This window comes from Halomicrobium sp. HM KBTZ05, from assembly GCF_041530035.1.
Classification (GTDB): domain Archaea; phylum Halobacteriota; class Halobacteria; order Halobacteriales; family Haloarculaceae; genus Halomicrobium.
Genome location: NZ_CP168057.1, coordinates 2,193,500 through 2,215,744 on the forward strand (window position 1 = coordinate 2,193,500; position 22,245 = coordinate 2,215,744).

Genomic DNA, 22,245 nt, shown 5'->3' on the forward strand with positions numbered 1-22,245 from the left:
CAAAATTGTTTTACGCGCAACGAGCCTTGTGTTCGCCGATGGCGCACGTATCGCTTCCTCACGACGCCAAGGCAGGCCCGACGAAGCCGGAAGTCAGGGCCGTCCTGCTCGACAAGCTCGCTCTCGGCCCGGACGACCACTTCGCGGAAGTCGGCTCCTGTACCGGTGCCGTGACGATCCAGGCGAGTCGCCGCGCCGGACGGGTCACCGCACTGGAACGCAAGGCAAGTAAGGTTGCAACGACGCGCAAGAACCTCGCGGCCAACGACGCGGCCGCCGACGTGACCGTCCGCGAGGCCGAGGCTCCCGACGGACTCCCCGACGACGCCGACGCGCTCTTTCTGGGAGGGAGTCGGAACTACGAGGCGATCCTCGACCACGCCGTCGAGACCGAGGTCGACCGCGTCGTGATGAACGTCTCGCGGCTCGAAGTGGCGGGTGCCGCGACGGCGGCGTTCCGCGAGCGAGGGATCCTCGACGAGGTCGTCCAGTTCCAGGTGAGCCACGGCTACGAACTCGCCGGGGCGACGAGCTTCGACGCCGAGAACCCGGTGTACATGCTCGTCGGCGGCGCGGGGAACCGGGAGGGAGAGCAGTGACCCTCTACGGCGTCGGACTCGGCCCAGGGGACGCCGATCTCGTGACCGTTCGCGGGCGCGAAGTCCTCGAAACCGCCGACGTGGTGTACACGCCCGGCAGACTCTCGCGGTCGGTCGCGACGACGTACGTCGACGAGGACCGGATCGGCGACCTCGACTTCCCGATGACCCGCGACGAGGACGAACTCCGCCGGGCCTGGAAGGCGGCCGCCGCCGAGATTGCACCGCGGGCCCGCGACGGGACGGCGGCGTTCGTGACGCTCGGGGATCCGAACGTCTACTCGACGTTCGGCCACCTGCGCCGGACGCTGGACGCGTTCCACCCCGACGTGACCGTCGAGACGGTCCCCGGCGTCAGCGCCGTCAGCGCGTTCACGACGGCGCTTGGCGTCGAAGTGGCGGCCGGCGCGAGCCTCACGCTCCACGAGGCCGCCCGCGGCGCGGCCCCGACCGGGCCAGACCGGATGGTGCTGTTCAAGGTGACGGACGTGCCGGCGACCCACGAGCGACTCGTCGACGCCGGTTACGATGTCGTCTACGGCCGCCGGCTCTACATGGAACAGGGCGAGACGGTCGTCACCGACGACCCCGAGGAACTCACGGAGCGGGACTACTACACGCTGGCCTACGCCGAGAAGCGAGAACTCGACGCCGAGCCGGCGACGGCGACCTTCGAGGCGGCAGACGAGCGAGGAGAGGCCGGGACGGCCGTCGAGACGACCGACGGCGATGCCAGCGCCGACGTGTCTGCGGGGGGACAGCGATGACGGACCCACAGGACGCGATCGACGCGGCCGCAGACGACCGCGCGGACCGCGACGACCGGATCCAGGCCCACGCCGCTGGCGACGTACAAGACGGGATCCCCTTCGTCGGTGCCGGTCCCGGCGATCCGGGACTGCTGACGGTCACCGGCAGGGAGCTCGTCGAGGACGCCGATCTGGTCGTCCACGCCGGCTCGCTGGTCAACAGCGAGCTGCTCGACGCCTACTGTGCGGACGCCGAGCAGGTTTCGAGCATCGGCAAGGACCTCGAAGAGCTGGTGCCGCTGATGCGAGACGCCTACGAGGACGGACGAGACGTGGTGCGGCTCCACAGCGGCGATCCGGCGATCTACGGCGCGGCGCTGGAACAGATGGACGCGCTGGAACACGAGGGCGTTCCGACCTACATCGTCCCCGGCGTGACCTCGGCGTTCGCCGCGAGTGCGACGTTGCGGACCCAGCTGACCCTGAACGGCGTGGCGAACCACGTCGCCTTCACCCGTCCGCAGGGCAAGACCCTCGACGCCGAGGACGACCACATCAGCGAGTTCGTCGAGATGGGCGACGTGACGACCTGCCTCTATCTGGGGACTCACGCCGTCGCCGAGACGATGGACCGCCTGCTGGACGACGGCCACGACCCGGACACGCCCGTCGCCGTCGTCTATCACGCCTCCTGGCCGGACGAGGACGTGATCGAGGGGACCGTCGAGACGATCGGCGACCGCGTCGAGGCCGCCGGCTACCGCGCCTCGGCGCTGGTGGTGATCGGCGACGCGGCCCGGAAGGCGGGGTACGAACGGTCCTACCTGTACGACGGCTGGGCGAATCGCGACGAAAGCGAGAGCGAGGCAGACGACTGACAATGAGCATCGACAACGACGACACCGAGACGGACGCATCGAGCGACGGATCGAGCGGCCACTGTTCGACGCCCGACTCAGACGGGGAAGTGGCCGAGGAGATCGCGATCATCAGCTTCGAGCGCAAGCTCGACACCGCACGCGAGATCGTCGCCGAGATCGGCGACGACTACGAGACCGTCGACATCGTCGAGTACCACGGCGACGTGTTCGAGGAGTACTGGGGCGAGTACGACTGTTTCGTCGGCCTGATGGCCTCCGGCATCGCGATGCGAAAGACCGCCCCGCTGCTCGACGACAAGTGGGACGATCCCGCGATCGTCGTGATCGACGAGGCCCTGACGTGGGCGATCCCGATCACCGGGGGCCACCACGGTGCCAATCAGGTCGCCAACGACCTCGCGCAACTGGGGGCGGTGCCGGCGATGACGACCGCGAGCGAGGCGGCGGGCAAGCAGGGCGTCGAGAGCAAGGCCAAGGCGCTGGACACCCACGTCGTCAACGGCGACTCGACGGTGGCGACGAACCTCGCGGTGCTGAACGAGGAACTGGGTCCCGTCGCCCGCCTCGACGGCCCGAAAGCCGTCCTCGTGGGCGACGACGTGACCGTGCTCAAGCGCAACGAAGACGACGGCGTGGTACTGGGGACCGGAACGGTCTCGGGCGTCGACAGCCAGCAGGTGCTCGACGCCTGGGACGCTGCACTCGACGATCTGGGACTCGACCGCTCGGACGTGGAGTTCGTCGCGACCGGGACACGCAAGGAGGGCGAAGACGGGCTCTACGAGGCCGCCCAGGAGATCGGTACCGGCGTCGTCCTCTTCGAGAAAGAGACTCTAGAAGAATTCGAGGGCCCCTCGCCCTCCCGGTCGAAGGAACTGATCGGCTGGCCGGGCATCGCGGAGGCCTCGGCCATCGCGGGCGGCCGAGAGCACGACCTCGCCCGCGAGAAGGAGCGCTTCGACGACGCCGTCACCGTGGCGGTGGGGCGGTAGGATGGCGGGCGAGTCGCCCGACGGCTCGGACGCGAGCGGCGAGAGCCGACCCGCGAGCGAACCCCCAGACGACCACGGGACCCTCTCGGTCGTCGGCATCGGTCCCGGCCTCCCCCACGCGATGACACAGGAGGCCAAAGACGTGATCCGCACCGCGGACTGCGTCATCGCCTCCAATCTCTACCAAGAGTTCCTCCGCAAGGACGGGACCCTGCCCCCGGAGAGCGCGGCGGTCGAGGCGGCCGCGGACGGGGGTTCCGCGAGCGAAGCGAGCGGAACCTCGTCGGGCCACAGGTCCGACGGCGGGACCGAGAGCGAGTCGGGGACCGTCCTCGAACGACCGAACGGGACCCGCCAGGAGCTCGTGCGGTCCTCGATGGGTCGCCAGATCGAACTCGCCAGCGAGGCCTTCGAGCGGGTCCGCGACGGCCAGGACGTGGCCCACGTCTCCGGTGGCGACCCAAACGTCTACGGCAAGAGCGATCTGCTGTACACGATGGCCGAGGCCGAGGGCGCGACCGACGTGCCCATCGAGGTCGTCCCCGGCGTGACGGCGGCGCTCGGCGGCGCGGCCAACCTCGGTGCGCCCCTCTCGAACGACTTCTGTACGATCTCGCTGTCCGACAAGTGGCGCGGCTGGGACGAGATCGAGGAGAAGCTCCGGGCCGCGGCGATCAGTGGCTTCGTCGTCGTCCTCTACAACTGCTGGCGCGACTACGAGCGCGCCATCGAGGTGCTCAGAGAGGAGCGGGCCGACGACGTGCCGGTGGGCATCTTCAACGACGCCGGCCGCGGCGCGGCCGGTCGGAATCTGGAGGACGAGACCCACACGATCACGACGCTTGGCGCAGCGACCGACCACGACGACGAGGTCGGCGGCATGGGCACCTCGATCCTCGTGGGCAACCACGAGACCGAGGTCTGGGAGAACGACTACGGCAAACATCTCGTCACCCCGCGCGGCGGGCGTGACGTCGACGACTTCTGACAATGAGCACTGACGACACCACCGACGCGAGTAGCACAGACGCAGAATCGAAGTGCGGTGCCAGCAGCACCGACGCAGGGAGCGACGACAGTACGTCGAAGTGCGGCGCGAGCACCGACAGCTCGTCGTCCAGTTCCGGCTGTGGCGGCTCGGACTCGACGACCGACGAGAAGGTCGGCGCGACCGTCGACGACTTCGACGCAGCGCCCGGTCGCCTCGTGGCGGTCGGGCTCGGACCCGGCCAGCCAGAGGGGATGACCCAGCGAGCGCGGGGCGCGCTGCTCGAAGCGGAACACATCGTCGGCTACACGACCTACGTCGATCTGCTGCCCGAGGAGGTCACCGAGTCGGCCGATGAACTGTACGACACGCCGATGTGTGGCGAGGTCTCTCGGACGGAGGAGGCCATCGACCGCGCGCTGGCGGGCAACGACGTGGCGATCATCGGCAGCGGCGACCCCAACGTCTACGCGCTCGCCGGGCTCGCACTGGAGATCCTCGAATCGAAGGGCGGGACGGCAAGCGCCGTCGACTTCGAGGTCGTCCCCGGCGTGCCCGCGGCCCAGTCCTGTGGCGCACGGCTGGGCGCGCCGCTGGTCAACGACACCGTCAGCGTCTCGCTGTCTGACCACCTGACGCCCATGGAGACCATCGAGTCGCGCCTGCACGCCGTCGCTGGCGAGGGCTTTACGATCGCCATCTACAACCCCTGGAGCCGCAAGCGACGGGAGAACTTCCAGCGGTGCTGTGAGATCCTGTTGGAACACCGCGAGCCCGACACGCCCGTGGGGATCGTCCACGGCGCGGGCCGCGAGGACGAGGCCGTCGAGATCGTCGAGCTGGGCGAGCTCGAAGACCTCGGCGAGACCGACCTGATCGACATGACGACAACCATCCTCGTGGGCAACGAGGACACCTACGTCTGGGACGATCGGATGGTGACCCCGCGGGGGTACGAGTCCAAGTATGACTACTGAGTACCGCGTGGCACTCGACCGGGAGGCCTGCGACGGCATCTTCGCCTGTCTCGTCCGTGACGATCGGTTCGTCGAGGCCGCCGACGGGCTGGCGACGATCGGCGCGGGAGAGCGCGACCCCGACGAGACCGTCGTCGCGACGTTCGACGACGACCGGATCGAGAACGCCAGACAGGCCGCGGCCGCGTGTCCGGTCGACGCGATCTCGGTGCGGGAGGGCGACGATGAGTGACGCCGACAGCGCCGACCCGGCGACGCCGACGGCCGCCGAGGACCTGCTGACGGTCACGCCCGGAACGGCGTACTTCTGGGGTCGGGTCGCCGGAGACGGCGATCTCACCGCGGACTGCGTGACCGTCCGTGCGGGCGACGAGACGGCTGCGGACGCGCTGGCGGCAGTCGCCGGTGCCGACCGCACCGACCGCGACCACCGCGTCGCCGAGCGCGAGTCCGCACACGACGCCTCGATCGTCCGGTACGAGGACGCATACGAGCTACAGGTGTTCGGCCCGCCCGCGGACCGAGCGAGCGCGGCGCTCGGCCTCCCGCTTGACGGCCAGCCCGGTGGCTACCGCTTCGACGCCTTCAGCGAGGAGCGGGCGGCGCTGGTGCGTGGCCTGCTGGAGGCCTGCGGGACGGTCTGTTTCCGCGAGTCCGCCGGGTCGGTCGGGGTCTCGTTCGTCCACGACGACGAGCGCCTGCTGGCGACGATCCAGTCGCTGCTCGCCGAGGCAGCGCCGACGGTGCCGACGGACGACCGCTCGGAGACGTCCTCGGGGGGCTACTGGTTCGGACTCGCAGACGACGCCGACGTGGCGGCGTTCGCAGAGTGGGTGTACGCCGGCAGCGACGAGACGGGACTCTACTCGGCTGAGCGCCGCCAGAAGCTCCGGCGCAGCGTCGAACGCGCCACCGGGAGCGACGTGGGGGGGTTGGAATGACCGCCGACGCCGCCGCGACGCCGGTCTCGCTCGACGACGAGGCCGTCCTGCTGGTCGGACACGGCTCCCGGCGCGAGAAGTCGAACGAACAGGTCCGGGAGCTGGCTGCGGCCGTCGAGGAGCGCCTCGGCGTGCCGACCGACGCTGGCTTTCTCGAACTCGCCGAGCCCTCGATCGACGAGGCCATCGCGGGACTGGCGGCATCGGTCTCGCGGGTCACCGTCGTCCAGCTCTCGCTCTTTGCCGCGAGCCACGTCAAGAACGACGTGCCGCTGGCGGTCGAGCAGGCCCGTTCGTCTCACCCCGACCTGACGATCCACAACGGGGCACACCTCGGTGTCCACCCGGCGATCGTGGACCTGCTGGACGACCGCGCGGCGACGGTCGAGGCGGAACTCGGGCTCGACCGCACAGCGGACGATCTGACGGTCGTCCTCTGTGCGCGGGGCTCTAGCGACCCCGACGCCAACAGCGACGCGCACAAGCTGGCGCGCCTGCTGTACGAGGGCCGCGCGTTCGACCACGTCGAGACGAGCTTCATCGGCGTGACCGAGCCGCTCCTGGAAGACACGCTGCACACGGTCGCAAAGCGGCGACCGGACGGCGTCGTCGTCCTCCCCTACATGCTCGGCGACGGGGTCCTCACCCAGCGGATTCGAGACCGCGCCGACGCGTTCGACGAGGAGTACCCCTACGTCGACGCCGCGGCCGGCGATCCCCTCGGGACGGACTCGCGGCTGCTGGACGTCCTGGGCGACCGCTGGCAGGAGGCCCGCACCGACAGCGTCGAGATGTCCTGTGACACCTGCAAGTACAAGGTCGAACTCGACGGCTACGAGGAAGACGTGGGCGGCGCGCGGGCGATGCTCCGGGCGCTGACCCACCAGGAGACCCACGCCGACCGCGAGAACGTCGACGACGAACCCCACGCACACGACGCCCCGGAGAAACACGTCGCCGTCTGTACGAACCAGACCTGCGCGGCCGACGGCTCGGCCGCCGTCCTGGAGCGGCTCCGGCAGGCCGAACGCGACTCGGAGGCCTGTGACGCCCGCGTGACCCGCTCCTCGTGTCTCGGTCGCTGTGGCGAGGGGCCGATGATCGCCGTCTACCCCGACGGCGTCTGGTACGGCGGCGTCGGCGAGGACGACGCCGAACGGATCGTCTCCTCGCACCTCGACCGTGATCGCATCGTCTCGGAACTCGTCGATCAAACACTCTCACAATGAGCTGCTACGAAATCGAAGCACTCCGACTCGGACTGATGAACGTACTGGGAAGTGAAGACGAACACGCGCGCGAGCACGCGGAGCGAGAGCTCGAGGGCGAACTCGACGGACCGATCGAGGCCCTGGCCGAGGCCCAGTCGCTCTCGGCCATCGAGCGCCACCTCGACGCGGCGCTGGTCGATCTCGAAGCCGAGATCGCCGAGGCCGACCCGGAGAGCCAGGAGTACGACTACATGCGAGGGCGACTCGTCGCGGTTCGGGACGCCGAGCGGGCGGTCCACCGGCTGACGAGCCAGGGCGAGAGCGTCCTCGACGGACTGGGCGAGGCCCACGACGTGCTCCACGAAGCCTTCCCGGTCGATGAGTGACCGGCCGGAGCCACAGTCGGTCGGCCTCGGCGATCCACCCCCGGCGCGGTCGCGCCACGCCGGCCGGCGCTCGGCAGTCGCGCTGACGGGAGAGCTGGTCGTCGTCGGAACGGCCACGGGCGACGTGATCGCGTTCGACCACGCCACCCTGACAGAGCAGTGGCGCGCGGACGGCGAGGAGTCCGACGCTGCCGTGGTCGCGCTCGCGGCGTTCGGTGACGCGGTGCTGGCCGGTGAGCGAGGCCCAGACGGGCGAGTCCGGTGCTACGAGGCGGCGACGGGTCGGCGGCGCTGGCAGCACGCGACGGCAACAGAGATCGGCGAGCCACAGAGAGAGACGCGGTTCTTCTTGCCGTTCGTCGCCGACATCGTGACCGACGAGGACCGCGCGTACGTCGCCGCCCGCCGCTACGAGCGCGACGGCGACCGACGCTCGTTTCGGAGCGTCGTCTCCGCGTTCGCCGACGACGGGACGCGACGCTGGCAGTTCGAGGCCGACGCGTCGCCGATCAGCCTCGACCGGCGAGACGACCGCCTCGCGGTCGCGTACAACCGCTGCCCCGGTGACCACCAGCAGGGTCTCGTCGCCCTCGACGCCGAACGCGGGACGAGCCACTGGCAGTGGGATCCCGACAGCGACGGACAGCGACGGGTCGGTGACGCCGCGCTCGTCGAGGACGGTGCCGTCGTCGCGAGTCACGGCGACTACTGTGGCTACCGCCTCGACGACGGCGGCACCGTCCGGTGGCGCGCCGAGCTGGCGACACGGACGACGGTCGGCGACGAGACGCTGTACGCGTACCCGAACCACGTCGTCGCCGGCAGCGAGGCGGCCGTCTTCGTCACCGGCAATACCTACCCCGTCGACAGTCGCGAGACCGACGCTCTCCACCCCGCAGAACACACCGCCTTCGGCTACGGACCGGACGGCCAACGTCGGTGGTCGGCCGACGTGGGCGGGTTCGCCGGCGAGATCGCCGCCACGGACCGCCACGTGGTCGTGCCGGGCGCACAGCACTTCCGGACGCGCGATGTCGACTGCCACGGCCTCCGGGTGCTGTCGGCCCGGGACGGCCCGGTAGCGAGCCGCGAGACCGACGGCATCGTCACTGCGGTCGCAGTCGACGGAGACCGCGTGGTCGCCGTCGAAGAGCCGGTCGTCTACCACGACGACGGCACCGAGCGCGGTGCGTATCGTCTCTTCGTCGATCGTGCGGCGAGAAGCCAGTCGGCGAGCAGTCCACAGCGCCGGTAGCCCGCCCGGCAGTTTCTCCGCGACACGCTGTCTCGAAGCAGTCTCGTTACCCGGTCGGGTGAAGCTATTCGTGGTGGCGAAATCAGTCGCTGCCGAGTCGGGACCCGTCGGGACCGAACTCCTCGGTCAGCAGCGCGGCCACCTCGTCGGGCCGTACGTCGGCGTACCAGTTGCTCCGAGGGTGGACCGCGATCGCCGCGCCGTCGGCGCTACAGAGTCCGAGACAGCCCGTCTCGGCGACGTAGACGCGCGACCACAGCAGATCGCGCTCGCGGAGCCACTCGGCGACGGCGTCGAAAACTGCCTCGCCGCCGGCCTCGCCACAGCAGGCGTGCTCCTCTCGGCCGTTCGTACAGACGAGGACGTGATCGGAGAAGCCTCGCTCGTGGACCTCGGCCGTGCGTTCCTCCATCAGTCCGCGGTGAAGGTGGCGTCTGTCCGTGCGGACGGGGTCGCCGGTCGCGACGGATCGTCACCGCCCAGTCGCGCGTGCGTCGCGGCGAGGGCCGTCCACAGGAGGAGCTGGCCGAAGACGACCGTCCCGAGCAGTCCGTCGGCCAGCGCCGGTGAGAGCGAGCCGGTCGCCGGTCCGAGCGGCGTGAGCGTGGCCGGAACCGCGAGCAGCCCGAACGGGACCAGCGCGGCGACCGCCGCCGCGGGGCGACCGTACCGGTCGCGCAGTCGGTCGTAGCACACCGCAGACAGCAGGCAGACGACAGCGCCAGCGACCATCATGCCGGCGTAGAGCACCATCCCGGTGTCCGTCGGGATGGCGCGTTCGACGCCTGGAAGCGACGGCGGGAGGAGGAGCCACGGCGCGCCGGAGACGGTGACGAAGCCACCGACCGCGAGCAGCGCGCTCTGGACGGCCCCCTCGCCGGGAACGATCGGTTCGAGGACGTAGCCGGCGACGCCGAACACGACCGTCCCGAGCAACAGGCCCCACAGCACGCTGGCACCGACGCTCACGACGTTCGTCACCGTCGCCGAGACGGCGCTCTCGTGGTGGCCGCCGGCCTCGGCGTGGCCTTCTTCAGCGTGGCCCGCTTCGGCGTGTTCACCCTCAGCGTGGCCTTCTTCGGCGTGTTCCCCCTCAGCGTGGCCTTCTTCAGCGTGGCCTTCTTCGGCGTGTTCACCCTCGGCGTGGCCCGCTTCGGCGTGTTCGCCGGAGGTTCCGGCCTCGGCGTGGCCGTGCGTGTCGGCCGCGGCGACGAGCGGATTGGCGACCAGAGCGACGAGCAGTCCGAACAGCAGGCCCGCGACCAGCCCCGCTTTCGCGCCGCGGAGGATGTATTCGGCGAGCATGATCAGTGACAGACGACCCCCGCCGCGTGTCGGAAGTTGTGCATCGAGTCGTGGGCCATCGGTGCCTGGAGGAAGACCAGCGCGAAACCAAGCGCGGCCACGAGCGCGATGCCGGCGAGTAACTGTGTCGGGGTCAGTTCCGTCTGTGCCTGTGCGACGCGACCCGAGACGGTGTCGGTAGTAGTCGTCATTGAAACCACGATTGACTAAACACAAACGAGATTGTAAAACTTTCGCCTCTGTTAAATCTCGTTTGTGCTTGCGGCTCCGGCGGCGGCGTCGATCTGTTCGGCCGAGAGCGCGTCCAGGGGCACGCACCGGCCGTCGGTCTCGTCGGCGATCAGCCCCGTGAGGTCGGTGTCGCCGTCGTCTCCGGCGTCGACGACCACGACCGAACTTCCCCGCGAAGCGATCTCGCGAGCCGCGTCGCGGGTCGCCTCGGTCGGACTCCCGTCGGCGACGTTCGCCCGCCCGTCGGTCACGAGGACGACGACGCTGGCGGCCGGATCGGCCCGCCGGATCACGTCGTCGGCAGCGCGGAGTCCCGCGGGCAGGGGCGTCCGGTCCCCCGTCGGGAGGTCTTTGAGGTGCCTGGCCGCGAGCGTGACGCTGTCGGTCGGCGGCAAGAGCACGTCGGCCCCCTCACCGGCGAAGGTCACGAACGCGACCTCGTCGCGCTCCTGGTAGGCGTCTTTCAGGAGTTCCAGCACCGTCCCCTTCGCGGCCCGCATCGCCGGCCGCATCGACGCACTCGCGTCGACGGCGAAGACCACGAGCACGGCGCTGTCCCGTTCCCGGACCGACTGGCGGAGGTCGCGAGACTCGACACCGGCGTTGCCGCGTGCGGTCGCGGCCCGAACCGAGGCCGCGGCGTCGATCTGGCGGTCCGAATCCGCGCGCTGGGTCCTGACCCGCGCACCCTCCCCGTCGACGGCGGGACTGACCGAACCGCGTCCGCCGCCGGCCCGACCCTCAGCGACGGCCTCGGGCGGGCTGAGGTCGGGCGCGTCGCTCTTGCCGACCGGCGTCGAGGACTGGCCGGGCACCAGCGGCGTCCCCTCGGTCTGTTCGTCGCTCTCGCCGCCGGACTCGTTCTCGCCGCGCTCGTTCCCGCTGGAGTCCTCCTCGGCGTCGCCGGCCTCGGTGCCGGGCGGCGGTGACGGGGCGTCGTCTTCGCCGTCGTCGTCGGCCGGCTGCTGTGTCTGCCCCTCGTCGTCGCCGTCCGACGTGTCGCCTGCACTCTCTTCGTCGGCGGTGTCGCCCCCGCTCTCGTCGTCTGCGGTCTCGCCGTCGGCGTCGTCACCGCCTTTCCCCTCGGCCTCACTTGGGTCTCCGTCGCCGTCCGCGTCGGTCTCGTCTCGCTCGGACTCGTCGGCGCTCTCGTCGTCGAAGTGGTCGTCCAGCAGCTCCGAGGCGTCGGGCGCGTCCTCGAAGGGGCGCGAGCGGAGTCGGTGGGGCAGGGCCATGGCAGCCGCCCGCCGTACGTCGGATTCGAGGACCTTCGCGCGGCCGTCGAGTGCCGCGAGGGTGCGAGCAGCGCGGGCCGTCGCGATGTCCGCGCGGTGGCCGTCGACGCCCGCGTCGCGGCACAGCTTGGCGATTTCGGTGGTGAACTCGGGGGGCAGGGTCACCGCCGACAGCCCCGCTCGGGCCTCGCGGAGCTGGGTCCGGCGCTCGTCGTCGGAAACGTCGGCCTGCCGGTCGCCGTCGTCGCCGTCTGTAAGCGCCTGCTCGATGATCGCGACCCGGTCGTCGAGGTCGTCGGCACCCGTGACGGTGGCCTGGAGCGCGAAGCGGTCCCGTAGCTGGGGCCGTAGTTCGCCCTCTTCGGGGTTCATCGTCCCGACGAGCGTGAAGTCGGCGGGGTGGGCGACGCTCACGCCGTCGCGCTCGACGCGGTTGGTGCCGCTGGCTGCGGCGTCCAGCAACACGTCGACGAGGTGGTCGTCCAGCAGATTCACCTCGTCGACGTAGAGGATGCCGCGGTTCGCTCGCGCCAGCAGACCGGGGTCGAACTCGTAGTCGCCAGCGAGCGCGTCGGCGACCGAGAGGGTCCCGACGACGCGCTCGCGGGTCGCGCCGAGCGGGAGGGTCACGAGCGGGACCGGACGCTGCTCCGTCGGCGGGTCGGTCCGATCGCGACAGTCCTCACACTGGCGGTCGGGCTCGTCCGGCGGACAGCCGTACGGGCAGTCGGCGACGACGGTCTGGTCGGGGAGCAACGCCGCGAGCGCCCGCACAGCCGTCGACTTGGCGGTGCCCTTCTCCCCCTGAATCAGCAGGCCGTCGAGGTCGTCGTTGGCCGCGACGGTCAACAGCGCCTCTTTGAGCTCCGTCTGGCCCACGATGTCGGCGAACCCGAGTTCGCCCGCCCGCCCGGGCGAAGCTTTTTTGCCGCCACCGAAATCAATCATGCTTGTATTAGGACAATGGAGGTTTAACAATATTATGCCAACGATCGCCCTGTACACGGCGACGGAGAACGAGCTCGGGGCCGTCCAGCGGGCCGCGTCGCGAGTCGACGCGGAACTCGTGGTCCGCTCGGAGAGCGACCTGGACGACCAGAGCGACGTCGACGAGTTCCTCGACGAGATAGCGGACGCGACCGCGGCCGTCTTCTGGCTCCACGGTGCCGAAGACAGCATGCCGGGCTACGACCACGCAGTCGCTCGACTGGAAGACGCTGGCGTGCCCCTGATCGTCAAGTCGACCGGCGACGCCTACGCGCTCGACGACACGTCCGTCGCCGCGACGGACCGCGACCGGGTGTACGACTACCTCGAACGGGGCGGCACCAGCAACGTCGCAAACTGCATCCGATACCTCGTCGACGAGTACGGCGGCGTCGACTGCCCGTACGACGACCCGGTCGACCTCCCGACGGAGGGCGTCTACCACCCGGATCATCCGGGCGCGTCGTACGCCGAACTCGTCGCGATGTTCGACGCCGACCGCCCGACCGTCGCCGTGTGGTTCTACGAGTCCCACTGGACACACGAGAACACCCGCTACGTCGACGCACAGGTCAGGGCGATCGAGGCACAGGGGGCCGACGCCCTGCCGATCTTCTGTAATCCGGCGACAGACACCGACGAACAGTGGGACGCAGAGCGCGTGACCGAGGCGTGGCTCCTCGCCAGCGAGGACGGCCCCAGCGCCCGGCCCGCAGGCGAGCCGGTCGTCGACGCCGTCTGCTCGTCGTTCATGTTCTCGCTGTCGATGGACGAGCGGGGCCGCTCGGCCGACGACGAGGGCGACGACGCCCAGGCCGTGTTCCTCGACAGGCTGGGCGTTCCGGTGCTCCAGACCGTGACGACGATGCGCTCCCGGTCCCGGTACGAGAGCAGCGACACCGGTGTGATGGGCTTCGAACTCGCCCTCTCGGTCGCGCTGCCGGAGTTCGACGGCAACGTCGTCACGCACCCGATCAGCGGGAAGGAACGCACCGACGACGAGGCCGGCATCGGCACCGCGCCCAAGCAACACTTCCCGATCGACGACCGGGTGGACCACGTCGCGCGACTGGCGGTCAACTGGGCACGTCTGCGACACACGCCAAACGAGGACAAGCAGGTCGCAGTCGTCCTCCACAACTACCCGCCCAGCGACGACGGGATCGGCACCGCGTTCGGCCTCGACAGCCCCGAGAGCACGGTCAATCTGCTGTCGGAGCTCGACGAGCGCGGGTACGACACGGGGACGACGATGCCCGACAGCGGCCAGGCGCTCGTCGAGCGACTCACCCAGCAGCTCACGCTCGACGACCGCTGGGTCGCGCCCGAAGACGTGCGCGAGCTGAGCGTCGACGTGGTGTCGACCGACGAGTACGACGACTACTTCGCCGAGACCGACGAGCGGTTTCGGGACGCCGTTCGCGAGGAGTGGGGCGACCCACCAGACCGCCCCTTCGCCATCCCCGGCGTCGAGTTCGGGAACGTCCTCGTGACGGTCCAGCCGCCGCGTGGCTTCGGCATGGACCCTGCGAAAGTGTACCACGACTCCGATCTCCAGCCGCCCCACGACTACGTGGCCTTCTACAGCTGGCTGCGCGAGGAGTTCGAGGCCGACGCCGTCGTCCACCTCGGCACGCACGGCAGCCTGGAGTGGCTCCCCGGCAAGACCGTCGGTCTGAACGGCGCGAGCGCGCCCGACCAGCTGATCGACGACCTCCCGAACGTCTACCCATACATCGTCAACAACCCCGGCGAGGGAACCCAGGCCAAGCGCCGCTCCTACGCCGCCATCGTGGACTATCTCACGCCGGTCATGAGCAACGCCGGGACCTACGACGAACTGGCGGAACTGGAGGAACTGGCCGACCAGTACCGCGAGGCGGGCATGGAAGACGCCCGCGCCGACGACGGCGAGCAGCTCGAAGCACTGTTGCGCGAGAAGGTCGCAGAACTGGATCTGGCGGTGGAGATCGGTGTGACGGGCACAGTTGATGAGAAAGCCGACGTTCGAGGCCCGGACGAAGCAGGATCGACGCTGGCCGAGGGCGATGTCTCTGGCGACGACCTCTCGATCGACGAGCTGGTCGAGCGCGTCCACGAGTACCTCACGGACGTGAAGACGACCCAGATCCGGATGGGGCTGCACACGATGGGCGAGCCCCCGACCGACGACCGCCTCGTCGAGTACCTCGTCGCGCTCACTCGACTGGAGAACCCCGGCGGGCCGAGCCTCCGGGAGAGCGTCGCGGGCGTGCTGGGCGTCGACTACCAGCAGATGCTCGACGAGCCCGGCGTCTACGACGAGCGACTGGAGATGACCCTCTCGGAAGCGGCGGACGAGGTGTACGAGACGAGCATCGACCTCGTGGAGACCCTCGCCGAACACGAGTTCGACCTGCCGGCCTCGAACGTCGAGGCGGGTCCCGACGAGGAGCTGAACATGAACCTCCTCGTGGTCGACATCGACCCGCTCGGCGACGCCCGGGCGAAGTCGGGCGCACACGACGACCTGCGGGAGGCACTGGCGTTCATCTGTGACGAGGTTCAGCCCCGCGTGCAAGGTGCCGCCGAGGAGATTCCCCGAACCGCAGAGGCACTGGCCGGCGAGTACGTCCCGCCAGGGGGCAGTGGCGCACCGACTCGGGGCGGCGTCGACCTGCTGCCGACGGGCCGGAACTTCTACACGCTCGATCCCCGGAAGGTGCCCGCAAAGAGCGCCTGGCAGGTCGGCAGCGAGGTCGCAGAGCAGACGCTCGCACGCCACCACGACGAGCACGACGAGTACCCCGAGGAGATCGGCGTCGTCGCGTGGGGGACGCCGACCGTCAGAACGCGGGGCGAGACCATCGCGCAGGTGCTCGCGCTGCTGGGCGTCGAGCCGCGCTGGACCGACGCCGGCCGAATCGACGACGTGGACCCGATCCCACTCGACGAACTCGGTCGCCCCCGCATCGACGTGACGACGCGGGTCTCCGGACTCTTCCGCGACGCGTTCCCGCAGGCCGCGAGCGTGATCCACGACGCCGTCGACGCCGTGGTCGAACTGGACGAGCCCCACGACATGAACTACGTGAAGAAACACGTCGAAGAGGCCACCGAGGAACTCGACGAGCAAGGCGTCGAGAACCCGGAGCAGCAGGCGAAACACCGCGTGTTCACGACCCGCCCCGGCGGCTACGGCGCGGGGACGAACAAGGCCGTCGACGAGGGCAACTGGGAGGACCGTTCGGACCTCGCAGACGTGTACGTCCAGTGGGGCGGCTACGCGCTGGGCTCCCGTGGAAAGACGACCGAGGCCCACGACGCGTTCGAGCGTCGTCTGGGAAGCGTCGACGCCACGGTGAAGATCGAAGACACCGCCGAGCAAGACGAGTTCGACAGCTCGGACTGGTACGCCTTCCACGGCGGTTTCATCACCGCCGTCTCCGAGATCGCAGGCGAGGAACCGGCGTCGTACGTCGGCGACTCCAGCGACCCGGACAACGTCTCCGTCTACACCAACGAGGAGAAGGTCCGCAAGGCCATGCGAGCCCGCGTGCTCAACCCCGAGTGGCTCGACAGCATGGAAGAGCACGACTACAAGGGGGCCGGCGACCTCTCGACGACGGTCGACGTGGTGCTTGGCTGGGACGCGACGACGGGTGTCGTCAGCGACCGCCTCTGGGACGACGTGGCCGAGCAGTACGCCTTCGACGAGGAGCGCCAGGAGTGGCTCCGGGACGTGAACCCGTGGGCACTAGAGAGCATCACCGACACGCTACTGGCGGCGATCGATCGCGGCCTCTGGGACGCCGACGACGAGACGGCCGACCGGCTTCGGGATCTGAATTTGCAGGTCGACGGCGACATCGAGGCGCGTGCCGGCGGCGAAGCGGGCCAGGAGGTGCCCGGCGATGACGACTGACGGCGCGACGCCCGAGGAGTCCGACGAGTCGTTCGAGGAGTACGCCGACCTCGGCGCGACCACCGAGAACGCGATGGACATCGCCGAGACGAGCATGGACCGCGTGCGCGAACTCGTCCCCGACGAGACCCTGGCGGATCGGATTCGCCAGAAGTCGGTCCACGCCACCGGCGACCCCGAGTTTCAGCACCTGCTGCGGTTCACCGGCACCGACGACTCCGAACCCGTCCGTGCGGGCGCGCGAGCGGTCCTCGACGAGCGACCGATCGTCACCGACATCACGATGGTCAAGGAGGGGATCACCGGGCGCGGGCACGACTGCCCGGTCCGGAAGGCGATCGGCAACGGGGCCGAGCTGGCGGCCGAGACCGGCATGACCCGGACGGCCGCCTCGGTGCTGGAACTCGACAGAGAGGGCGTCTACGAGGACGCGATCGCCGTCGTCGGCAACGCCCCGACCGCCGCGCTCGCGCTGGCCGACTGCATCGAGGACGGCACTCGACCAGCCGTCGTCGTCGCGACGCCCGTGGGCTTCGTCAAGGCCGCAGAGAGCCGCACACGCCTGCGGGAGGTGGCCGCCGAGCACGGCGTCCCGACGATCACGAACGTCGGCCGACGCGGTGGCAGCGGTCTGGCGGCGGGGCTGACCAACGAACTCGTTCACGTCGCGAGCGACGTGCGTGCGGGTGACCTCTCGATCGAGAGCTCACCCGCAGGCCGAGCGAGCGAGTCCGCCGGTAGACCGAGCGGGGAGAGCGACGACGAATGAGCGACGACTACGACCTCGACGCCGGCCCCGATCCGGCGGCGTTCGCCGCGGCGTCGCCCGAAGTCGAGTCGCCCGCCGATCCGGTCGCCGCGGTCGGGATCGGGCCGGGCAACCCCGACTACCTCACGCCGCGAGGCGAGCGCGCGATCCGCGAGGCCGACGTGGTCGTCGGCTTCGAGACCGTCGTCGACTTCGTCGACGAGGCGATCGAGGGCGACGCGCTGACCTGTGGCTACCGGGACGAGAGCGAGACGCTCGATCGCTTCGCAGAGCGCGTGGCCGACGGCGAGTCCGGGACGGCGCTGCTGATGGGCGATCCGAACCACTCTGGCTACCAGTTCGTCGGGAAGGTCCAGCGGGCGGTCGACCGCCCGGTCACCGTCGTTCCGGGTATCTCCTCGCTCCAGATCGCCGCCAGCCGTGCGCGCACGCCGATGGAGGCGACGACGTTCGTCACGCTACACAAGAGCGGCGACGTGACGCCCGACCTCGATCGGTTGCGCGACGACGCCGGCCGGCGGCACCTGCTGGTGTTGCCCCGGCCCTACGACTGGATGCCCGGCGACATCGCCGCCGAACTGCTCGACGCGGGCGCGAACCCGTCGCTGGAGGCGCTCGTCTTCGAGCACCTGACCCACGACGAGGAGACGCGAACGACGACGACGCTCGACGATCTGGCGAGTCACGCTGGCGGCAGCGAACCGTCGTCGACACCGTTCTCCGATCTCTCCGTCCTGGCCGTGCGAACGGCGTAGGCGGGCCGTCACCGCCGGCCGTGGCCGTATCGCTCTTTCGTCGTGACCGTCACCCGAGTCGAGCCCTCGTGCTGTAAGCGGTGGTGTCAGTTGTTCGGCGGCGTAGAGCGCCCGTCGCCGTCGGTGGCGACCGGTCTGGGCTGGGCCGTCGCGGCCGTCGGCGTCGCGGCGTCGCCGTCGGCGAGGACGCGCTGTTGCTCGACCGCCGCGCGGACGGCGTCGGTGATCCGCGGGTGCTCGCCCAGCGGTTCGGCGTACTCGATCCCACCGCGGTCCAGTTCGAGAGCCTCGGGAATCCGCCGATCCGTGGCCTCGCTCCGCGTGAAAAAGAACGGCACGGCGACGGCGCGTTCGTTGCGGAGGTTGTAGCGGACGCATTCGACGGTCGGGTTCTGGAGGAGATAACAGGTCTCGACCTCGTCGTAGGCCGACTGCTCGGCGATGCGGGCGGCGTGGTACTCCGCCGTCTGTCTGTGGTGGGGCTTCGAGCTACTGCCGAAGCCGACGAGCGCCAGCGAAGTGGGCTCGGTGGCGGGCATCGCGTCGGTGGCACGGCTTCGCAGCACCTCCGTCACCACCGGGCTCTCACCGAGCGGTTCACAGTAGCGCACGTCTCCGGAGACGTGCGTGAGCGCGGCCGGGAGGTCGTCCAGCGTCGCGTAGGAGTGGGCGACACACATCGGCACGGCGAACACCCGATCGGCCGAAATCGCTTCGAACTGGTCGCGGAGTTCGCGGATCGGTTCGCTCTCGAAGGTACACACGTGAACGTCGTCGACGAAGTCGCGGTCTTCGAGACGCGCCGCGTGGGTCTCGAACGTCGCCTGAGCGTGTGTCGTGCGCCGGCCGATGAGGAGGAGTGCGTCGGAAGTCATCTGTTGAGGGTGGGCAGTACAAATGAAGTTGTACTACACCAATTGTGCTTGCTATTGTCGATGAATGGGAGGATCAAATAAGTTGCGGTCACCGGGATCACGACGGCGATCGATGATCCTCGCAGCCGACGGCTTGGGGCCTCAGAACCACTTTCGTGGCCAAAGCGCGAGCATCGAGGATGGACGATGTCGGTCGTCGGCGGACACGCAGACGGTCCCGAACCACCGACCGCGATGCGCCGAGGACGGTGTGAAACACGGCGGCGACCGCCCCCGGCGAGGCGTCGGCCGACACCAACTAATTAAAGTCAGTTTGTGCTAACCATAGTGTATTGGTGCTACCAGACAGATGAACGGCTTCGTCCTGGGCGGAACGAGTTCTGGCGTCGGCAAGACCGTCGCGACGCTGGCCACGATCCGGGCGCTGGACGACGCCGGCTACGCGGTCCAGCCCGCGAAGGCCGGCCCCGACTTCATCGATCCCAGCCATCACGAACACGTTGCCGGCCGCCCCTCGCGCACGCTCGACCAGTGGCTCGAAGGCGAGACCGGGCTCCGGCGCAACTACTACCGGGGCGACGGCGACATCTGCGTCGTCGAGGGCGTGATGGGGCTGTACGACGGGGACTGTTCGAGTACGGCGATGGTCGCAGAGACGCTGTCGCTGCCGGTCGTCCTGGTGGTCGACGCCAGCGCCGGCATGGAGAGTGTCGCCGCGACGGCGCTTGGCTTCCAGCAGTACGCCGCGTCGATCGGCCGCGAGATCGACGTTGCGGGCGTGATCGCCCAGCGGGCCCACGGCGGTCGCCACGCAGACGGCGTCCGGACAGCGTTGCCCGACGGCATCGAGTACTTCGGTCGCATCCCGCCCCGAGAGGACCTGGAGATTCCGGATCGCCATCTCGGGCTCCACATGGGGACCGAAGCGCCCCTCGAAGAGACCGCTCTCTCCGAGGCCGCGACACACCTCCGCACGGAGCGCCTCGCCGAGGTCGCCAGCGCACCGCCCCGCCCGGACGCTGCGTCGAGTACGTCGCCGACGGATCGCCGGATCGCCGTCGCCCGCGACGCGGCGTTTCAGTTCTACTACCCGGCCACCGTCGAACGGCTCCGGGAACGCGCCGACGTGACGACGTTCGCCCCGACGACGGACGACCCGCTGCCCGACTGCGACGGCGTCTACCTCCCTGGCGGCTATCCGGAACGCCACGGCGACGCGCTGGCAGACAGTCCCGCGCTCGATACGCTCGCCCGTCGAGCGGCCGACGGGCTCCCCGTCTACGGCGAGTGCGGTGGGCTGATGACGCTGTCCGAGACGCTGACGACGACCGACGGCGACACCCACTCGATGGCCGGCGTCCTCCCGGCGACGGTTACGATGCACGACCGCTATCAGGCGCTCGATCACGTCGAACTGACCGCCAAGAGGGACACGCTCACGGCCGGAGCGGGACAGCGCCGACGGGGCCACGAGTTTCACTACTCCAGTGGGACCGTCGGTCGAGACGCCACCTTCGCGTTCGACGTAGCGCGAGGCGACGGAATCGCAGACGGGAGCGACGGCCTCACGGAGTATCGAACGCTGGGGACGTACTGCCACTGCCACCCCGAGAGCGGTGCTTTCGATCGCTTCCTCGACGCCATATGACGACGACGATCCTCGTCGCCGGGACGGCGAGTCACGTCGGCAAGAGCACCGTCGTCGTGGGACTGTGCCGACTGCTGGCACGGCGGGGCGTCTCCGTCGCGCCGTTCAAAGCCCAGAACATGAGCAACAACGCCCACGCGGTGGCGACGCCCGACGGCGACTGGGGAGAGATCGGCGTCTCGCAGTACGTCCAGGCCCGTGCCGCCGGGATCACACCGACGACGGACACGAACCCGGTCCTGCTGAAGCCCCGCGGCGACGGGGAGAGCCAGCTCGTGATCGACGGCGAGGCGGTCGGCCACTACGAGGCCCGGACCTACTACGACACCCACTGGGAGCACGCTCGCAGCGCGGCCAGAGACGCCTACGAGCGACTGGCAGACGAGTACAGCGTGATCGTCGCCGAGGGGGCCGGCAGCGCCGCCGAGATCAACCTCCAGGACCGCGACCTCGCCAACGTCGAGACCGCGCGCTTTACAGACGCGAGCGTCCTCTTGCTCGGTGACATCGAACGAGGCGGTGTCTTCGCCAGTCTCTACGGGACGCTCGAACTCGCGCCGGCGGCCATCCGAGAGCGGGTCGCCGGCGTCGCGATCACGAAGTTCCGGGGCGACCCGACGCTGCTCGCGGACGGGATCGACGAACTCGAAGCTCGTACCGGCGTCCCGGTCCTCGGCGTGCTCCCCTACGACGATCCCGGCCTGCCGGCGGAAGACAGCCTCTCGCTGCCAGCCGAGGACCAGCGGGCCGTCGTCGGTGCCGACGACGGCGTCCCGGACGCGGCGACCGTCACGATCGGCGTCCCCCGACTGCCCCACATCTCGAATTTCACCGATCTCGAACCACTGGCCGCCGTGCCCGGCGTCCGGGTCGACTACCTCCCACTCGACGGGGCGCTGGACCGGGTCGACGGTCTGGTCCTCCCCGGCACGAAAAACACCGTCGACGACCTGCTGGCGCTGCGTGAGGCCGGTCTCGACGAGGCCATCCGGACGTTTGCCGGCCCGATCGTCGGACTCTGTGGCGGCTACCAGCTGCTGGGCGAGCGGATCACGAACGCCAGCGTCGAAGGCACCGGCGACGCGGAGACCGTCGCGGGCGTCGGCCGCCTCCCGGTCGAAACCCGCTTTAGCGAGACCAAGCGCGTCGAGCAGGTCAGTGTCGCGGTCGACGGCGTCGGCCCAATCGACGGTGCGACCGGGACGGCCTCGGGCTACGAGATCCACATGGGCGAGACGAGCGTCGCAGCGTCGGCCCACCAGCCACTCGGTCCCGACAGCGCCGCGACCCAGGACGTGCTCGGCACCTATCTCCACGGCCTCTTCGAGAACGAACAGGTGCAGTCGGCGTTCGTCGACGCGGTGTACGCACACGCCGACCGGACCAGGCCGAGCAGCGAGCGGTCGGCTCAGACGCCGTTCGACGACGCCGCGGCGCTGGTCCGCGAACTCGATCTGTCCGCCCTCGATCTCCCAGCAGGCCGCTCCGAGTCGTGATCGCGGCTCGAAGGGGTCTCCCCATATACCGGCTGTACGTCTGTGAACGATTTCGCCACCC

At 69.7% G+C, this 22,245-nt stretch carries 21 protein-coding genes; 16 read left to right on the forward strand and 5 right to left on the reverse strand.

Features of this window, described 5'->3' with window-relative positions; translation table 11 throughout:
* The first annotated feature begins 38 nt into the window (after positions 1-38).
* Genes cbiT through ACAH01_RS11455 form a run of 11 tightly spaced genes read left to right on the forward strand, consistent with a single transcriptional unit; the run spans position 39 to position 8,979 of the window.
* On the forward strand, positions 39-599 hold the full coding sequence (gene cbiT, locus ACAH01_RS11405) for a precorrin-6Y C5,15-methyltransferase (decarboxylating) subunit CbiT (protein ID WP_153553031.1): 561 nt from the start codon (positions 39-41) through the stop codon (positions 597-599).
* Positions 596-1,366, forward strand: a complete 771-nt coding sequence (locus tag ACAH01_RS11410; protein WP_372479254.1) for a cobalt-factor II C(20)-methyltransferase — start codon at positions 596-598, stop codon at positions 1,364-1,366. The genes cbiT and ACAH01_RS11410 overlap by 4 nt, the downstream gene beginning before the upstream one ends.
* Positions 1,363-2,226, forward strand: coding sequence for a cobalt-precorrin-4/precorrin-4 C(11)-methyltransferase (locus ACAH01_RS11415; RefSeq protein WP_372479255.1), 864 nt, complete (start codon positions 1,363-1,365; stop codon positions 2,224-2,226). Before ACAH01_RS11410 ends, ACAH01_RS11415 begins: the two co-directional genes overlap by 4 nt.
* A gap of 2 nt (positions 2,227-2,228) precedes the next feature.
* A complete protein-coding gene (cbiG, locus tag ACAH01_RS11420) occupies positions 2,229-3,221 on the forward strand; it encodes a cobalt-precorrin 5A hydrolase (RefSeq protein WP_372479257.1) in 993 nt (330 codons plus the stop codon).
* Position 3,222: 1 nt separating this feature from the next.
* A complete protein-coding gene (locus ACAH01_RS11425; RefSeq protein ID WP_372479258.1) occupies positions 3,223-4,209 on the forward strand; it encodes a precorrin-3B C(17)-methyltransferase in 987 nt (328 codons plus the stop codon).
* A 2-nt stretch (positions 4,210-4,211) separates the two neighbouring features.
* Entirely contained in the window at positions 4,212-5,186 is a 975-nt protein-coding gene (gene cobJ, locus ACAH01_RS11430; protein WP_170093899.1) for a precorrin-3B C(17)-methyltransferase, read from the forward strand.
* Positions 5,176-5,418, forward strand: a complete 243-nt coding sequence (locus tag ACAH01_RS11435; RefSeq protein WP_372479259.1) for a ferredoxin — start codon at positions 5,176-5,178, stop codon at positions 5,416-5,418. Before cobJ ends, ACAH01_RS11435 begins: the two co-directional genes overlap by 11 nt.
* Entirely contained in the window at positions 5,411-6,127 is a 717-nt protein-coding gene (locus tag ACAH01_RS11440) for a cobalamin biosynthesis protein (protein ID WP_372479260.1), read from the forward strand. Before ACAH01_RS11435 ends, ACAH01_RS11440 begins: the two co-directional genes overlap by 8 nt.
* A complete protein-coding gene (locus ACAH01_RS11445; RefSeq protein WP_372479261.1) occupies positions 6,124-7,356 on the forward strand; it encodes a CbiX/SirB N-terminal domain-containing protein in 1,233 nt (410 codons plus the stop codon). The genes ACAH01_RS11440 and ACAH01_RS11445 overlap by 4 nt, the downstream gene beginning before the upstream one ends.
* A complete protein-coding gene (locus ACAH01_RS11450) occupies positions 7,353-7,724 on the forward strand; it encodes a DUF3209 family protein (RefSeq protein WP_170093895.1) in 372 nt (123 codons plus the stop codon). Before ACAH01_RS11445 ends, ACAH01_RS11450 begins: the two co-directional genes overlap by 4 nt.
* On the forward strand, positions 7,717-8,979 hold the full coding sequence (locus ACAH01_RS11455) for a PQQ-binding-like beta-propeller repeat protein (protein WP_372479262.1): 1,263 nt from the start codon (positions 7,717-7,719) through the stop codon (positions 8,977-8,979). The genes ACAH01_RS11450 and ACAH01_RS11455 overlap by 8 nt, the downstream gene beginning before the upstream one ends.
* 82 nt (positions 8,980-9,061) lie before the next feature.
* Here ACAH01_RS11455 and ACAH01_RS11460 read toward each other — a convergent pair whose 3' ends face one another.
* The 4 genes from ACAH01_RS11460 to ACAH01_RS11475 are packed head-to-tail and all read right to left on the reverse strand — an operon-like array spanning position 9,062 to position 12,698.
* Positions 9,062-9,391 carry a ferredoxin gene (locus ACAH01_RS11460; protein ID WP_372479263.1) on the reverse strand — a complete coding sequence of 110 codons (330 nt, stop codon included), beginning with the start codon at positions 9,389-9,391 and terminating at the stop codon, positions 9,062-9,064.
* On the reverse strand, positions 9,391-10,284 hold the full coding sequence (locus tag ACAH01_RS11465; protein ID WP_372479264.1) for a CbtA family protein: 894 nt from the start codon (positions 10,282-10,284) through the stop codon (positions 9,391-9,393). Before ACAH01_RS11465 ends, ACAH01_RS11460 begins: the two co-directional genes overlap by 1 nt.
* 2 nt (positions 10,285-10,286) lie before the next feature.
* The gene (locus ACAH01_RS11470; RefSeq protein WP_153553019.1) at positions 10,287-10,475 is read right to left on the reverse strand and encodes a CbtB domain-containing protein; all 189 of its coding nucleotides are present in this window, start codon (positions 10,473-10,475) and stop codon (positions 10,287-10,289) included.
* Positions 10,476-10,526: 51 nt separating this feature from the next.
* Positions 10,527-12,698, reverse strand: coding sequence for an ATP-binding protein (locus ACAH01_RS11475; protein WP_372479265.1), 2,172 nt, complete (start codon positions 12,696-12,698; stop codon positions 10,527-10,529).
* A gap of 34 nt (positions 12,699-12,732) precedes the next feature.
* On the opposite strand from ACAH01_RS11475, the gene cobN reads away from it, so the two are divergent.
* From cobN to ACAH01_RS11490, 3 genes are read left to right on the forward strand one after another with little or no spacing between them, the layout of a single operon-like run.
* The gene (gene cobN / locus ACAH01_RS11480) at positions 12,733-16,641 is read left to right on the forward strand and encodes a cobaltochelatase subunit CobN (protein ID WP_372479266.1); all 3,909 of its coding nucleotides are present in this window, start codon (positions 12,733-12,735) and stop codon (positions 16,639-16,641) included.
* Positions 16,631-17,410 carry a precorrin-8X methylmutase gene (locus tag ACAH01_RS11485; RefSeq protein WP_170093889.1) on the forward strand — a complete coding sequence of 260 codons (780 nt, stop codon included), beginning with the start codon at positions 16,631-16,633 and terminating at the stop codon, positions 17,408-17,410. The genes cobN and ACAH01_RS11485 overlap by 11 nt, the downstream gene beginning before the upstream one ends.
* Complete coding sequence (locus tag ACAH01_RS11490) at positions 17,407-18,165, forward strand: cobalt-precorrin-7 (C(5))-methyltransferase (RefSeq protein WP_372479267.1); 759 nt, start codon at positions 17,407-17,409, stop codon at positions 18,163-18,165. Before ACAH01_RS11485 ends, ACAH01_RS11490 begins: the two co-directional genes overlap by 4 nt.
* Positions 18,166-18,251: 86 nt before the next feature.
* On the opposite strand, the gene ACAH01_RS11495 is transcribed toward ACAH01_RS11490, so the two are convergent.
* The gene (locus ACAH01_RS11495; protein ID WP_170093887.1) at positions 18,252-19,040 is read right to left on the reverse strand and encodes a sirohydrochlorin chelatase; all 789 of its coding nucleotides are present in this window, start codon (positions 19,038-19,040) and stop codon (positions 18,252-18,254) included.
* Between the two features lie 349 nt (positions 19,041-19,389).
* Here ACAH01_RS11495 and ACAH01_RS11500 point away from each other — a divergent pair, with 349 nt between their 5' ends.
* Positions 19,390-20,688, forward strand: coding sequence for a cobyrinic acid a,c-diamide synthase (locus ACAH01_RS11500; protein WP_170093886.1), 1,299 nt, complete (start codon positions 19,390-19,392; stop codon positions 20,686-20,688).
* Positions 20,685-22,184 carry a cobyric acid synthase gene (locus tag ACAH01_RS11505; RefSeq protein WP_372479268.1) on the forward strand — a complete coding sequence of 500 codons (1,500 nt, stop codon included), beginning with the start codon at positions 20,685-20,687 and terminating at the stop codon, positions 22,182-22,184. Before ACAH01_RS11500 ends, ACAH01_RS11505 begins: the two co-directional genes overlap by 4 nt.
* Positions 22,185-22,245: the final 61 nt, after the last annotated feature.

What these genes read in the sequence shown, in the direction of transcription:
- cbiT (WP_153553031.1), top strand. Translation starts at nt 39, where the DNA reads ATGGCGCACGTATCGCTTCCTCACGACGCCAAGGCAGGCCCGACGAAG.
- ACAH01_RS11415 (WP_372479255.1), top strand. Translation starts at nt 1,363, where the DNA reads ATGACGGACCCACAGGACGCGATCGACGCGGCCGCAGACGACCGCGCG.
- cbiG (WP_372479257.1), top strand. Translation starts at nt 2,229, where the DNA reads ATGAGCATCGACAACGACGACACCGAGACGGACGCATCGAGCGACGGA.
- ACAH01_RS11425 (WP_372479258.1), top strand. Translation starts at nt 3,223, where the DNA reads ATGGCGGGCGAGTCGCCCGACGGCTCGGACGCGAGCGGCGAGAGCCGA.
- cobJ (WP_170093899.1), top strand. Translation starts at nt 4,212, where the DNA reads ATGAGCACTGACGACACCACCGACGCGAGTAGCACAGACGCAGAATCG.
- ACAH01_RS11435 (WP_372479259.1), top strand. Translation starts at nt 5,176, where the DNA reads ATGACTACTGAGTACCGCGTGGCACTCGACCGGGAGGCCTGCGACGGC.
- ACAH01_RS11440 (WP_372479260.1), top strand. Translation starts at nt 5,411, where the DNA reads ATGAGTGACGCCGACAGCGCCGACCCGGCGACGCCGACGGCCGCCGAG.
- ACAH01_RS11445 (WP_372479261.1), top strand. Translation starts at nt 6,124, where the DNA reads ATGACCGCCGACGCCGCCGCGACGCCGGTCTCGCTCGACGACGAGGCC.
- ACAH01_RS11450 (WP_170093895.1), top strand. Translation starts at nt 7,353, where the DNA reads ATGAGCTGCTACGAAATCGAAGCACTCCGACTCGGACTGATGAACGTA.
- ACAH01_RS11455 (WP_372479262.1), top strand. Translation starts at nt 7,717, where the DNA reads ATGAGTGACCGGCCGGAGCCACAGTCGGTCGGCCTCGGCGATCCACCC.
- ACAH01_RS11460 (WP_372479263.1), bottom strand. Translation starts at nt 9,391, where the DNA reads ATGGAGGAACGCACGGCCGAGGTCCACGAGCGAGGCTTCTCCGATCAC.
- ACAH01_RS11465 (WP_372479264.1), bottom strand. Translation starts at nt 10,284, where the DNA reads ATGCTCGCCGAATACATCCTCCGCGGCGCGAAAGCGGGGCTGGTCGCG.
- ACAH01_RS11470 (WP_153553019.1), bottom strand. Translation starts at nt 10,475, where the DNA reads ATGACGACTACTACCGACACCGTCTCGGGTCGCGTCGCACAGGCACAG.
- ACAH01_RS11475 (WP_372479265.1), bottom strand. Translation starts at nt 12,698, where the DNA reads ATGATTGATTTCGGTGGCGGCAAAAAAGCTTCGCCCGGGCGGGCGGGC.
- cobN (WP_372479266.1), top strand. Translation starts at nt 12,733, where the DNA reads ATGCCAACGATCGCCCTGTACACGGCGACGGAGAACGAGCTCGGGGCC.
- ACAH01_RS11485 (WP_170093889.1), top strand. Translation starts at nt 16,631, where the DNA reads ATGACGACTGACGGCGCGACGCCCGAGGAGTCCGACGAGTCGTTCGAG.
- ACAH01_RS11490 (WP_372479267.1), top strand. Translation starts at nt 17,407, where the DNA reads ATGAGCGACGACTACGACCTCGACGCCGGCCCCGATCCGGCGGCGTTC.
- ACAH01_RS11495 (WP_170093887.1), bottom strand. Translation starts at nt 19,040, where the DNA reads ATGACTTCCGACGCACTCCTCCTCATCGGCCGGCGCACGACACACGCT.
- ACAH01_RS11500 (WP_170093886.1), top strand. Translation starts at nt 19,390, where the DNA reads ATGAACGGCTTCGTCCTGGGCGGAACGAGTTCTGGCGTCGGCAAGACC.
- ACAH01_RS11505 (WP_372479268.1), top strand. Translation starts at nt 20,685, where the DNA reads ATGACGACGACGATCCTCGTCGCCGGGACGGCGAGTCACGTCGGCAAG.